Source organism: Methanoregula sp. (assembly GCF_041663825.1).
GTDB lineage: Archaea > Halobacteriota > Methanomicrobia > Methanomicrobiales > Methanospirillaceae > Methanoregula.
Window position 1 is genome coordinate 1 of record NZ_JBAYLY010000010.1, and the last position, 13795, is coordinate 13795.

General features: G+C 56.1%; 13 protein-coding genes. 12 read left to right on the top strand and 1 reads right to left on the bottom strand.

Going from position 1 to position 13795, the window contains the following annotated elements; translation table 11 throughout:
- On the bottom strand, nucleotides 1–1817 hold a 1817-nt coding region (locus tag WCX19_RS06260), incomplete at its 3' end, for a sodium-translocating pyrophosphatase (RefSeq protein ID WP_373006252.1).
- A 446-nt stretch (nucleotides 1818–2263) separates the two neighbouring features.
- Here WCX19_RS06260 and WCX19_RS06265 point away from each other — a divergent pair.
- The 12 genes from WCX19_RS06265 (at nucleotide 2264) to WCX19_RS06320 (ending at nucleotide 13734) form a co-directional block, all read left to right on the top strand.
- Nucleotides 2264–4177, top strand: a complete 1914-nt coding sequence (locus WCX19_RS06265) for an NADH-quinone oxidoreductase subunit L (protein WP_373006254.1) — start codon at nucleotides 2264–2266, stop codon at nucleotides 4175–4177.
- Nucleotides 4174–5055: a respiratory chain complex I subunit 1 family protein gene (locus tag WCX19_RS06270; protein ID WP_373006255.1), complete on the top strand. Its 882-nt coding sequence runs from the start codon at nucleotides 4174–4176 to the stop codon at nucleotides 5053–5055. The genes WCX19_RS06265 and WCX19_RS06270 overlap by 4 nt, the downstream gene beginning before the upstream one ends.
- Entirely contained in the window at nucleotides 5052–5519 is a 468-nt protein-coding gene (locus WCX19_RS06275) for an NADH-quinone oxidoreductase subunit B family protein (RefSeq protein WP_373006257.1), read from the top strand. Before WCX19_RS06270 ends, WCX19_RS06275 begins: the two co-directional genes overlap by 4 nt.
- A complete protein-coding gene (locus WCX19_RS06280) occupies nucleotides 5516–5893 on the top strand; it encodes an NADH-quinone oxidoreductase subunit C (RefSeq protein WP_373006259.1) in 378 nt (125 codons plus the stop codon). Before WCX19_RS06275 ends, WCX19_RS06280 begins: the two co-directional genes overlap by 4 nt.
- A complete protein-coding gene (locus WCX19_RS06285) occupies nucleotides 5890–6969 on the top strand; it encodes a nickel-dependent hydrogenase large subunit (protein WP_373006261.1) in 1080 nt (359 codons plus the stop codon). Before WCX19_RS06280 ends, WCX19_RS06285 begins: the two co-directional genes overlap by 4 nt.
- Before the next feature lie 5 nt (nucleotides 6970–6974).
- Nucleotides 6975–7358, top strand: a complete 384-nt coding sequence (locus WCX19_RS06290) for a 4Fe-4S dicluster domain-containing protein (RefSeq protein WP_373006263.1) — start codon at nucleotides 6975–6977, stop codon at nucleotides 7356–7358.
- 482 nt (nucleotides 7359–7840) lie between these two features.
- Nucleotides 7841–8104 (top strand): hypothetical protein, encoded by a 264-nt coding sequence (locus WCX19_RS06295; protein WP_373006265.1) that lies wholly within the window; start codon nucleotides 7841–7843, stop codon nucleotides 8102–8104.
- Nucleotides 8101–8343 (top strand): hypothetical protein, encoded by a 243-nt coding sequence (locus WCX19_RS06300; RefSeq protein ID WP_373006267.1) that lies wholly within the window; start codon nucleotides 8101–8103, stop codon nucleotides 8341–8343. Before WCX19_RS06295 ends, WCX19_RS06300 begins: the two co-directional genes overlap by 4 nt.
- Nucleotides 8340–8663, top strand: a complete 324-nt coding sequence (locus WCX19_RS06305; RefSeq protein WP_373006269.1) for an NADH-quinone oxidoreductase subunit NuoK — start codon at nucleotides 8340–8342, stop codon at nucleotides 8661–8663. Before WCX19_RS06300 ends, WCX19_RS06305 begins: the two co-directional genes overlap by 4 nt.
- Complete coding sequence (locus WCX19_RS06310) at nucleotides 8663–11947, top strand: Na(+)/H(+) antiporter subunit D (RefSeq protein WP_373006271.1); 3285 nt, start codon at nucleotides 8663–8665, stop codon at nucleotides 11945–11947. The genes WCX19_RS06305 and WCX19_RS06310 overlap by 1 nt, the downstream gene beginning before the upstream one ends.
- Nucleotides 11944–13404, top strand: a complete 1461-nt coding sequence (locus WCX19_RS06315) for an NADH-quinone oxidoreductase subunit N (RefSeq protein ID WP_373006273.1) — start codon at nucleotides 11944–11946, stop codon at nucleotides 13402–13404. Before WCX19_RS06310 ends, WCX19_RS06315 begins: the two co-directional genes overlap by 4 nt.
- Nucleotides 13405–13734, top strand: coding sequence for a hypothetical protein (locus WCX19_RS06320; RefSeq protein WP_373006275.1), 330 nt, complete (start codon nucleotides 13405–13407; stop codon nucleotides 13732–13734).
- The last annotated feature ends 61 nt before the right edge of the window (nucleotides 13735–13795 follow it).

Genomic DNA, 13795 nt, shown 5'->3' on the forward strand with positions numbered 1-13795 from the left:
ATGAGGAAGCCGGCGAGGGCCTCGTGTCTCATGGTGACACCGATGAAGATCGGGAACCCGATCACCAGGATACCGGGGAGGACCATGTTCCTGAGCGCACCCTGGGTTGTGATATCGATGACTGCTGCATAGTCGGGCTTCTGGGTGCCTGCCATGATGGCCGGGTTCTTGAACTGGATGCGGACTGCTTCGATGACCGACTGTGCGGTCTTGGAACCTGCACGGATAGCGAGGCTCGCAAAGAGGAAGACGAGCATTGCGCCGAGAAGTGCCCCGACAAAGACCGGGACGCTTGCAAGGTTGACGACATCGAATGCCTTGCCGGTGAGCTTGGCAATGTCGGCCATATACGCGTTGAAGAGCAGGAATACCGCGAGGGAGGCACTGCCGATGGCATATCCCTTGGTGAGTGCCTTTGTGGTGTTACCGGCTGCATCGAGGCTGTCCATGCGCTTTCTGACTTCTTCGGGTGCGCCGCTCATTTCGACAATACCGCCGGCATTGTCGGCGATGGGCCCGAAGGTGTCCATGGCAAGGACGTACGCACAGACCATGAGCATACCCACGGTTGCAACGGCAGTGCCGTAGAGGCCGCCGTTCGGGATACCGGTCATGGTACCGAACCAGTAGGAGAGTATGAGGGAGATACCGATGAGGATGGCAGGAACTGCGGTGGTTTCGAGACCGACCGAGAACCCGGTAATGATGTTGGTCGCGGCTCCGGTCTCGGATGCGTCAGCGATCTCTTTTACCGGGCGGTAGTGGTGGTCGGTGTAGTAGAGGGTCACCCGGAGGAAACAGACCGAGAGAACGATACCGACGAGACCTGCGTAGAAGAAGTACATCCAGCCGGTTGCTGCTCCGAGGAGCCACTGGACCCCGAAGAACAGGAAGACCGCGGAGATGATCGCCGTGATGTAATACCCCCGGTTCATGGCGTCCATGGGGTCGGCACCGTCTTTGCCCTTGACCGTAAGGATACCGATCATGCTCGCGAGGAGACCAAGCGCACACATGACGATGGGGAAGAGGATACCGTTGACACCGAAGACCGGGAAGAGTGCGACACCGAGGATCATCGCACCGATGTTCTCGGCAGCGGTGGACTCGAAGAGGTCGGCACCACGGCCGGCACAGTCGCCGACATTGTCGCCGACGAGGTCAGCGATGGTGGCCGGGTTCCGGACGTCGTCTTCGGGAATACCCTTTTCGACCTTTCCGACAAGGTCTGCGCCGACATCAGCGGCTTTCGTGTAGATACCGCCGCCGAGCTGGGCGAAGAGTGCGACAAACGAGGCACCAAAGCCGAACCCGATAATGACGAAGGGGGTGGTCTGCGGGTCTGCCCCAAGCACGATATATGTCAGGGAGACACCGAGGAGTGACATCGAAGTGATGATCAGGCCCGAGATTGCTCCGCCACGGAACGAGAAGTCAAGTGCCTTCCCGTCGCTGTGCTGGGCTGCGGCTGCCGTGCGGATGTTCGTCCTGACTGCAATGGACATTGCGACAACACCGGCCACTGCACTGCATGCGGCACCGACGATATACGCAAATGCCGTGTACATGGCAAGCGACTGCTGTCCGGTGAAGTAATAGACGGCAAATATCACCACGGCCAGGATAATGGCAATGATGGCGATAGTCGAGTACTGACGCTTGATGAATGCTTCCGCACCCACCCTGATCGCATCGGAGACCTCGCGCATCTTTGGCGTACCCTCGTCCTGTGAGAGGAGATTACGCGCTAAGATAGCAGCGAGGGCCAGTGCGATAATACATATCACAATGACAACGAGTAATGCAGTTTCGATCATTCCATGACCTCCCTTGTGGTGCTATGGCTCCCCCGCGTACGGGGCCGTCTCTGTATCATGACGTAAAACGCACTTTGACAGAACAGCCGGTAGTACTGTGATCCATACCACATCAGGTTTGACAACTAAATACGGGCAATAACCTGCCCTGATGATCCACCCCAAAGGACGGCGGCATGATGCCGGGACGATCCCCCATGCCGGCCACCTGTCCTCAGGACAGTATTAGTGCATTTTTGTAACATTAAACTTTTATCATGTCCTGCCGGGGTGCCCCGGGGAACCTGTCGGGTACCGGTTTTTTTTGCAGAATCGGGTAAATGTCTGGATGGGCCGATCAAAAAGTGGAAAAATGCAGGAATAATCCTACGGCGGGCCGGGTTTTGCGTTCAATTCAATATGATTAATAATGAAAAATACCCATATTCAATGAGGGAGGGTATCTGGTGCAGATTCTTCAGTTGTTGCTCTATCTCATTCTGTTCCCCCTGATCGCGGCGCTTTTCATTCTCATCGTGCGCAGGGATTCCGGGCGAAATATGATCGTACAGATTTCTGCGATCGTAATTGGTATTGTTTCTGTGGTGCTGCTGGTTCTTGGGTGGGACAAAGGGACGCTAATCTATTCCTTTGTCTCTGAACCGGTCAGCCAGATCATGTTCTTTATCGAGATAATTCTGGCCGCATTTATCCTCTATCTCGGTATAAAACACAGGAAGTCGCTGACAGTAGTCCTGATCCTGCTGCAGGCTGTGCTGCTCATATGGTTTGAGACCAGTATGGCCGGTCACCTGCATGTAGCGGAGACCCTTTTTGTCGATCAGTTCTCGATCATCATGGCCATGATCATCGGAATCATTGGCAGCCTGATCTGTGTCTATTCCGTGGGGTACATGGAGACCTACCACCTCCAGCACAAGAACATCCGGGACCGGCGGGGTATCTTCTTCGGCCTCCTGTTTATCTTCCTTGCCGCCATGTTCGGGCTGGTCTTCTCCAACAATCTCGTCTGGGTCTTATTCTTCTGGGAGATCACTACCCTCTGTTCGTTCTTCCTCATCGGGTACTCGGAGACAGAGGAGGCGACCAACAACTCGTTCCTCGCCCTGTCCATGAACCTGCTGGGTGGCGTGGCCTTTATCGCGGCTATTATCTACCTGGCCGTTTCCGATCCGTCCGGCAAACTGCTTGGCCTGAACTACCTGATTACCAGCAGTAAAGCAATTGCACTGGTGCCGGCAGTCCTGATCTGTTTTGCCGGCATCACCAAGGCTGCCCTGATGCCGTTTTCGTCGTGGCTTGTCGGGGCCATGGTCGCACCGACCCCGGTCTCTGCCCTGCTCCATTCGAGCACGATGGTCAAGGCCGGTGTCTATATCATCGTAAGATTCGCCCCGGTGCTCTCCGGGACAACGGAAGGCCTGATCATCGCACTTGTCGGAGGGATGACGTTTGCCCTGGCCTCGTGCATGGCGATATCGCAGCATAATGCCAAGAAGGTTCTTGCCTATTCGACCATCGCCAACCTTGGGCTGATCGTTGCCTGTGCCGGAGTCGGGACGTATAACCTGATGTGGGTGGCGATCCTGCTGATCATCTTCCATGCCATTGCAAAGTCGCTCCTGTTCCTCTGCGTCGGAACAATCGAGCAGCGGATCGGCAGCAGGGATATCGAGGACATGGGCGGACTTATTGTCCGGATGCCCAAGATCGCCATCATGATGTTCATCGGGATGGCAGGCATGTTCCTTGCGCCGTTTGGTATGGTCATCTCCAAATGGGCAGCGATCGAGGCGTTCATAACCGCCCCGTTCGGCCTGATCTTTATTGCGATCCTTGCCTTCGGCGGTTCCGTGACCGTATTCTTCTGGAGCAAGTGGATGGGCAAGATCATCTCGGTGATGCGTAACCAGACGGTGATCGAGGGGACCGGTCAAAAAGAGAAATATGGCGTGCTCTATATCCTGACCGGCCTCGTTGTCGTCGTCTGTCTCATCTTCCCGCTCATCTCGTCGTACCTTATCGAGCCGTTCGTCCTGAATATCTACGGCCAGACCGCCCGGCTTGCGCAGGCCAATCTCACGATCATGGTGATGATGCTCTGCCTGTTGATGATCATGCCATTCTCCCTGCTCTTCTATCGGAAGCCAGTAACTCCTGCACCGCCGTACATGGGTGGCCGGGCGATGGACGATTCCATGCATTTTGCCGGCTCCCTGGGGATCTCCCGTGAGCTGGTGCTCTCCAACTATTACCTCGAAAAGACCTTTGGCGAGGAACGGCTGTTCATGATTGGCGCGTCGCTGTGCTGGGGGCTGCTCCTCATTGCCGGCATCCTGCTCCTGGGGGTGATCCTATGATCCCTGAACCGTACGTATCCATTCTCTATGCACTGGTGTATATCCTCGTTGCCCCGGTCCTTGGGGGGCTGATTGCCGGGATCGACCGGAAGGTAACAGCCCGGATGCAGGGCCGGGTCGGGCCGCCAATCCTCCAGCCGTTCTATGATGTGGGAAAACTCTTCGAGAAGGAGAACCCGGTGGTCACGGTGACCCAGAACTTCTACGTCCTGAGTTACCTTGTCTTCATGGTCGTAGCAGGTGCCCTCTTCTTCTCGGGCGGGGACATGCTGCTCGTCATATTTGCATTCACCCTCTCCCATATCTTCATCGTGCTCGGGGCGTATGCTTCGTACTCCCCGTACAGCCACGTGGGAGCGGAACGTGAGCTCCTCCAGATCATCGCCTACGAACCGATGATTATCCTCACCGCCGTAGGGATGTATATGGTCACGAAGAGCTTCTTTGTGAGTACTATCGTGGCCTCCCCCGTTCCCATGATCCTCCTGCTGCCCGGGGTCTTCATCGGCTACCTGATCGTGCTGACCATCAAGCTCCGCAAGTCACCGTTTGATCTTTCCACATCGCACCATGCCCACCAGGAAATCGTCAAGGGTGTGACCACGGACTTTGCCGGCCCCAACTTCGCCAAGATCGAGATCGCCCACTGGTACGAGTGTGTCTTCCTGCTCGGAGTCATCTGGCTCTTCTTTGCCTGGAACCCGCTCATCGCGATCGCGGCGATCATTATCGTCTATTTCCTTGAGATACTCATCGACAATACCATCTCCCGGTTCAAGTGGCAGCTCATGCTCCGGAGTGCATGGATCGTTGCAGGGACCCTCGGGTTGGTAAACCTCGGGGTTTTATATTACCTCAAAATGGTGGTGATGCCATGACCTATTTACAAAAATCCCCCTGGATTGTACACTATAATGCATCATCGTGTAACGGGTGCGATATCGAGATCCTCGCTGCCCTTACCCCTCTCTTCGATGTGGAGCGGTTCGGCATCGTCAATACCGGGAATCCCAAGCACGCCGATATCCTGTTGTGCACCGGGAGCGTCAACGAGCAGAACAAGGTGCCCTTAAAGAATGTATACGACCAGATACCGGAGCCGAAAGTTGTGGTGGCAATCGGTATCTGTGCCGCTACGGGGGGCATTTTCCGGGAGTGCTACAATGTCTCCGGCGGGATTGACAAGATCATCCCCGTCGATGTCTGGGTGCCCGGATGTGCAGCACGGCCGGAATCGATTATCGATGGCGTGGTTAAAGCATTGGGGATTCTCGAACAGAAGCGGGCAAAGATGCTTGAAAAAAGCGGCTCGGAAAATATAAAGGCGGGTGAGGCCGTATGACCCTGGAAAACCAGACAATAACCTGTATCGATTTCGGGAAACTGATCGGCAGCGTGGAGCGGTTCCGGAACGAAGGTTACCGGCTCGTCCAGATCGGCTGTACCAAGGTTGGCGAGCAGTATGAGGTCAACTACTCGTTCGATAAGGACTACCATTTCGAAAATATCCGGATCACCATTACGGCCGACACCGAGGTCCCGAGCATCTCCGGTATGTACTGGAACTCGTTCATCTATGAAAACGAGATGCATGACCTCTTTGGCATCCAGGTCCGGGGCATGAATATTGATTTCAAGGGGACTTTCATCCGGACCGCTGTGAAGTTCCCGTTCAGCATGCCACCTGTGACTGTTGTTAAGGGGGATAAACCATGAGTAAGCAGATCATCGTCCCGTTCGGGCCACAGCACCCGGTCCTGCCGGAACCGATCCACCTCGACCTCGTTCTTGAGGATGAGAAGGTCGTTGACGTAGTCCCGTCAATAGGGTATATCCACCGGGGTTTCGAGAAGCTCGTGGAGAAACGGGAATATACCGAGTATGTCTATATCGCAGAGCGGACCTGCGGGATCTGCAGTTTCGTCCACGGCGCGACGTACTGCCAGGGCATCGAGCAGATCATGAAGATCGATGTGCCCGAGCGGGCCCAGTACCTGCGGGTGATCTGGTCCGAGTACTCCCGTCTTCACTCCCACCTCCTCTGGCTGGGGCTTTTTGCCGATTCTTTCGGCTTTGAAAACCTGTTCATGAGCGCGTGGAAGATCCGGGAGGGTATCCTCTATGTCATGGAGGAGACCACCGGCGGCAGGGTTATCCAGGGCTCCTGCAAGGTGGGCGGTGTCCGGCGGGACATCAGCAGTGAGAAACTAGACGAGATGGTAAAAGACCTTGACCGGATTGACCGCGACATGAAAGAGCTGACCACGGTATTCCTGAAGGACAGCTCGATCCAGCACCGGCTCAGGAATGTCGGTGTCATATCACGGGAAGACGCGTACCATCTTGGTGCGGTCGGACCCACGGCTCGCGGGAGCGGTGTTGCCATCGATACGAGGAAGCTGGGGTATGGTGCCTATGATCGGCTTAACGTCCATGTGGTCACGGAAAGCTGCGGGGACTGTTACTCGCGCTGCGCCGTCAGGGCAAACGAGCTCTTTACGTCTACGGATCTTATCCGGCAGGCCGCAAAGAAGATCCCCGAAGGGCCCATCGATGTGAAGGTGACCGGGTCGCCGGACGGGGAGTATTTCATGCGGGCCGAGCAGCCCCGGGGAGAACTGGTCCATTATCTCAAGGGTAACGGCACAAAGTTCCTCGTGAGGTCCCGGATCCGGACTCCCACGCTGACCAATATCCCGGCTCTCTTAAAAATGCTGCAGGGATGCGAGCTTGCCGATGTCCCGGTGATTGTCATGTCTATCGACCCCTGTATCAGCTGCACGGAGCGGTGAGGATCATGGCCTTTTTCGAGATGGTAAAAACCGCGCTTAAAACCGTGGTTCGCCGGCCGGTAACGATTCTCTACCCTGCAGAGGCTGCAAAAAAGACCCCGCTTACCCGGGGGCACGTGACGATTGACGAAAGCAGGTGCATCTCCTGCGGGACCTGCCAGAGGAAGTGTCCTGCACAGGCGATTGTCATCAGCAAGGAAGCAAAAACCTGGCAGATTGACAGGCTCCGGTGCGTTGTCTGTAACTCGTGCGTGGACACCTGCCCCGTGAAATGTCTTGTCATGGATACCCAGTACTCTTCTCCGGTAACTGCCCGGAGCGTTGAGATCGTTACGATCACGTACGTGAAACCGCCCAAGCCGGAAAAAAAGGATGAACCCAAACAATAATTTTTACCTTTTTGTTTTCCTGAAACCGAAGCCGGGGTAGCCCGGTTTGACAGACAGCCACCATTTTTTTTAATGAAACCTTCAGACGGCCCTTTACCTGTTTTTCGGCTTTGATTTTTTTGTCGGAAATTTGACAGTCAGAACGTTTACGAAGAGAGACGTTCCGGCATGCTGTGCTGCCAATACCAAAGGTTTATACGCTGTGTTGTATTAAGATGGAATCATTTAAATGAACAAATACCTCGGGCGATGCATCAGGATAACCGGAAGACGATAACAAGCCGGCATTCTGGAGCAGAAATGCCAAAAAATTGCAGGTAACCCGGAAGATTACCATGACCGATTCCTCCCGTTTTGTTAATCAATTGTCGAAGGGAGTATGGATCTTATCTCACGCAACATTTTTTTCATCGCGCCGGGGAATGTCTGCTGGTCCACCAGCGTATCGGCACCAGGATCCTGGAAGGGGTGCGTGATACCCGATGCCAGGACCTGACGTTATTATCGTGCTTGCAATCGGTGTCGTAACCGTTGCCATGGCCCTGATCGCGGTGTTGCAGAAAAACCTCATCCGGGCAGTGATTGCATTTGCGATCTCCAGTGCAGGTCTTGCTGCCCTTTTTTTTCTTCTGGCTTCTCCCTACGCCGGTGCTCTTGAGCTTACGGTCGGCGCGGGTCTTGTTGCAGTACTCTTACTCGTGGCCCTCGTCCTTGCGGGTGGCGAAGAGGAAAAGGTGCGCACATGAATGCAAAAAATGCCTGTGCCATGATCCTGGGAGTGGTTTTTTGTCTCCTTTTTATTATCGTCGTTATCCCGCATTTTGCGTCCTGGCCGGTAACACCCCCACAGGCAGTTAGTGCAGGTGAAGCGCTGTGGAACGGGCGTACGTACGAGGTGGTCCTCCAGGGGTTCATCATGCTTGCCGGTGTCATGTCGATCCTCCTTCTCCTCGGCCTGAAGCATTTCCGGAGGAGTCCGCCATGATCCCCGCTCTTGCGCCGGTGATCCTGCTTGTTGCCTGTGCCCTCTTTACCATCGGGCTTGCAAGCCTGATTGCCCGCTGCAACCTGATCAAAATGGTCATGGGGCTCGAATTTCTCGGAAAGGGCGTCAGCCTGCTCTTTGTTCTCGGCGGATACCTTGCCGGTGACGTGGGGGTGTCCCAGGCTGTAGTCATCACGCTGATCGCCATCGAGGCGGTCGTTGCGGGAGTTGCGCTGGCGCTGGTCATCCTGCTGAGAAAAGCGTACAAGACATTCGATAATGCCGCCATCTCCCGGCTTTTGCGGAGTGATGACCTGTGATGGCAGTCCAGCCGTGGATGCTCATCCTCATCGTTGCGATACCGTTTATCGGGACCGGTTTTGTGATACTTCTGCACAACCGCCCGGATGCCCGTGAAGCCGCATCGATTGTCTCTGCAGTCCTGACATTCCTCTTCTGCATCCTCTCTCTCCCGTCGGCATTTGCAGCAGAAGCAGTCTCCACGCAGGCACTTTTTATCCTCCCCGGCCTCTCCCTCCAGTTCACTGCCGATGCGTTCGGCCTCCTGTTTGCGTGCCTTGCCTCACTGCTCTGGATCATCACGACCGTATACAGTATCGGCTACATGCGTGGCCTCAGGGAACACGCCCAGACACGTTACTACGCCTGCTTTGCTCTCTGTATCGGGTCGGTCATGGGGATTGCACTCTCCACCAACCTCTTCTCGCTGTTCGTGTTCTACGATATCCTTGCCATTGCCGCGTATCCCCTTGTTGTCCATACCGAGACGCCGGAAGCACTTGCGGCAGGGAGAAAATACCTGATTTACACCCAGTCCGGGGGAGTTGCAATCCTCGCGGGGATCATGGCCCTGCTCGCTATGGGAAACACCATTGACTTTGTTGCCGGCGGCAATCCCGGTATTGCAGCCATGGCTCCTGACTTTGCCCGGCTTGCCTTTTTCCTCCTCATGGCAGGTTTTGCCGTCAAGGCCGCGCTTGTCCCGTTTCACGGGTGGCTGCCGAGCGCCATGGTTGCCCCGACACCCGTCAGTGGGCTCCTGCATGCCGTTGCCGTTGTGAATGCCGGTGTTTTCGGGCTCCTCCGTGTTATGCTGTACCTGTACGGGCCCGGCCAGATGGCCAGTCTCGGCCTTCAGAATATTGTCATTGCAGCCGCCGTCATCACGATCATTGTCGGCTCTCTTTTTGCGTTGCTGCAGGATGACTTCAAGCTCAGGCTCGCGTACTCCACCGTCAGCCAGCTCAGTTACATGATCCTGGGCGCTGCCGTGCTGGTGCCGCCCGGGATATCCGGGGTTTCCGACGCGGGAAGGGCTGCTGCTGTAATCGGGGCAACCTATGCATTCTGTGCCCATGCATTTGGCAAGCTGACCATGTTTTTTGTTGCCGGTGCAGTGGCCGTGGAAACCGGGAAGAAAAAGATCTCGGAGCTTGACGGCATCGGCCGGAAAATGCCGTGGGAGTTTGGGGCTTTTGCCCTTGCCACCCTGAGCATGGTGGGTCTGCCTCCGATGGCCGGGTTTATCGCGAAATACTATCTCTCGCTCGGAATTGGCGGGGGAACTATCAGTATATGGTGGATTCTTCTTATCATCATTTCAGCGAGCGTCCTGAACCTTGCGTATTTCCTGCCCATCATCACGCGGGCATTTTTCCGTCCGTCCGAAGGTGAAATACCGGCGGTCCGCATGACACTTCGTGTCCCGATACTCGTGACTGCGGCAGGAGCCCTGGTCCTTGGCCTCTGGACTGCCTATCCTTTTAGCCCGTTCGCACTCTGTGCCCAGGTTGCCGCGAGCGTAACTCATACTGCGGTGCTTGCCTCGGGAACACTGGCACCCGGTACCGCGATCCCGCCCTTCCTGATCCTCCTTATCGGTGCACCGCTCGTGCTGGCATTAAACGGGCGTGCACGGCAGGCGGGGCTCATTCTCCTCGGCGGGCTCGCCCTTGCTGATGTTCTTCTTCTCCCCGGGGGGGCCTTTGCCGGCACGGCTGCTTCTGGCGTGATGCAGTGGAATCTCCCCTTTGCCGGGTATACCCTGATCCTCCTGAAAGTTGACAGCCTCTCGTACCTGACGGGAGTCATCTTTGCGATCATCACGTTCCTTATAATCCTCTATGCCGCAGCCGTTGCGGCACCCCGCCTTCATCTTTTTGCCCTGCTCTATGCCGCCGCCTCGCTTGGCGTGGTCTTTGCAGGGGACTGGATCACCCTTTTGATCTTCTGGGAGCTCATGGCGATCACCTCGACATTCCTCATCTGGCAGGAAGGCGGGGAAGCGATCCGGGCGGGATACCGGTACCTCCTCTTCCATGGTCTCGGGGGGGCCCTCCTTACTGCCGGGATCGCCCTGCTCTTTTTAGGGGCGGGTTCCCCCATTATCGGGCCTCTTTCTGGCATTCCCCATGCGACCTGCCAGCTGTGGGCGACCGTCCTCATCGTCCTTGGTATCGGGGTAAATCTTGCGTTCATCCCTCTGCACACCTGGCTTCCGGATGCCTATCCCCGGGCCAACTTCGTCGCAAGTGTTTTCCTGTGCGTCTACACCACGAAAGCAGCGGTGTATCTCCTTGCACGGGCCCAGCCGGGGACAGAATATATTGCCTTTATGGGGGCGCTCATGGCCGTGTATGGCGTAACGTTTGCGATCTTCCAGAACGATATGCGCCGTCTCCTCTCGTACCATATCATATCCCAGGTCGGCTATATGGTCGCCGGGATAGGGATCCTGGGATGGCTGGGAGCAGCGAACGGGTTCGGGCAGCTCGGCCTGGACGGCGGCATGGCCCACCTCGTCAACAATATCCTCTACAAGACGCTCCTGTTCATGGTAGTCGGCGTGATCATATGGAAGACCGGTGAGAACCTGCTCAGCCGTATCGGCGGGCTCCAGAAGAAAATGCCGGTCACGGCGTTTGCGTTCTGGATCGCGGTATTTTCCATATCCGGAATACCGCTCTTCAACGGATATGTGTCCAAGGGGATGGTGCTCATGGCCGCACAAAACTCCAGTTTCTGGCTCTGGCTCCTCCTTATGATCGCGTCCTTTGGGACATGCGTATCCTTCCTCAAGCTGGGATATTTTGCATTTTTACGCCCGGGCAGTAACGAGGCTTCGGATCCGCCGCTTCTTATGCAGGCTGGCATGCTTGGAGCTGCTGCATTATGCATTATCCTCGGGATATTCCCGCAGATCCTCTACGGTTTCCTGCCCTACCCGACCACGTACCTGGCATATGCCCCGGAGCATCTGGCCAGTGCGCTCCTCGTCCCTGGTGCTGCCGTGCTCTTCTTCTTTGCAGTCGGGAAAAAGATCCTTCTGCCTCATGAAACGCACGTCAGGGATATTGACGCAGCATATGTTGGACTGGCTCATGGCATTACTGCCTTTGCCGGCGGTCTCCAGGAGGTTTTCGTACGTGTCTACCGCTGTGCAGTCGCTGCCGCCCTCACGCTCTTTACTGCCGGGAAGGTCGCCATGGGCATGGAAAACCGCGATGCAAACTGGAACATCGCCATGTTCGGGAGTGTCCTTGTCGCGCTTGTCACCGCCGTCATCCTGGGGGTGGGCTTGTGATACCTGCTGATATTGCCGCTGCCACCCCTCTTGTTGTCGCACTGTGTGGCATTGCGATCTATTTCATCACGAAGCTCCTTCCGCCAAACCTCCGCCACTGGAGCGGGACGCTGACGGCCCTGATACTCCTTGGCACCTTCTTTATTTTGCTTTCCGTGATTGCCCGGCACGCTACACTTACCGGTCTCTCTTTTACCGGTATTACCGGGGGCCTTCTTGTTACGGGGATTGGTGCGGTATCCGCATGGGCTTCCGAAGGGAGCATTGACCCCAAAGGGCCGGTCCACCTGTATTACCCGCTCTTCCTGTTCGCACTGGCCGGTGCGATGGCGATAGGGTTTGCAAATGACCTCTTCACCATTTTTGTCATGGTCGAGCTGTCGGCCATCCCGGTCTATGCCCTGTGCGCCTACCGGCACAAGGAAGACCCGTCAGCGCTCTCGTCGGCAATGAAGTATATGATACAGGGAGTTGTGGGGACGCTGACTGCCCTCTTCGGGGTGGCAATCCTGTATCTCGCCGGGCATACCCTGGACCTGTCAGAACTCCCCAAAGCCCTTGCTGGAGCAGACCCGTCGCTTGTTATCTTTGCAGCCGTCCTGATCCTGCTCGGGTACGGGGTGAAACTGGGAATCGTCCCGCTGCATACCTGGCTTCCGGATGCCTACGCCCGGGCACCTGTTGGTGTTACCGCGATCATGGTCGGCCCGACAAAGATAGGTGTCCTGATTGCACTGTTTCTTACCCTCTCGGCCCTGCCTGCCGGCGGTATTCCCCGGACCGTTGGCATCATCGTCATTTTTTTTGCAATCCTCACGATGACCGTGGGAAATCTCCTTGCGCTCAACCAGCGGGATCTCCGGTATGTCCTTTCATACTCAAGCGTAGCCCAGATGGGGTATATCCTTCTCGGGTTCGGGATCGGCATGGTCTATAACCTGCCCCTGGGGTTTGCCGCCGGCCTCTATTATGCCATCGCGTATGCGATGATGAAAGCGGGGGCGTTCATCGCCGCAGATGTGTTTGCAGCCGATGCAGGATCGTTTGAGACGGATAAGATGAAGGGCATTGGTGCCCGGCACCCGTTCCTCGGCATCTCCTTTGCCATATTCATATTCGGGCTTATCGGTGTGCCTTTCACCAATGGGTTCCTGGGAAAGATGCTCCTTGAACAGGCGGGTATGGTCACATCCATGATGAGCGGTGTCGTCCTCGCGCTCATCCTCGCGCTAAACAGTGCCCTCTCTCTCGGGTACTATGTTCCGGTGATCTCGAAACTGATGTTCTCAAGCGCGGAGAAAGGCCAATGCCCTGTCCGTTTAAAACCCGTTCCTCCGGGTGCTCTTTTTGCCGTGATATTTCTCGCGATTGTCACGGTCTATTTCGGGCTTTTCCCGGAGTCGTTTACCTGGATTTCGCATGCAGCCGGGCAGATTTTCACGTGGGGGGTGGCATGAATGCCGCTGTTGGATCTTATCACGTCACCGATCGCCATTATGGCGGCTGCTCTCGTGATCGGGTGCCTGGTTTACTGGTGGTCACGCACCATTGCACCGGTATCTGCACCGTCCGTCAGCAAGACCATGCCCTACGTTGGGGGAGAAGTTGCAGTAGCACAGACCTTCCAGCCGGGCTACCATTTCTTTTACGTGGCCTTGTTTTTCACGGTTGTTGACGTGGCCGCACTGGTGCTTGCGACTGCCCCGCCCGATGCTCCCCCCTGGGGGTCACTGGGGTACTTAGCTATCATTGCGATTGCTGTCACCGTCCTGAGGTGGGAACAATGAGGGGAGATGTGACCGGCTCTGCCGGTGAGGATGTATTGATATGTGGCTTACTATCCGTGCC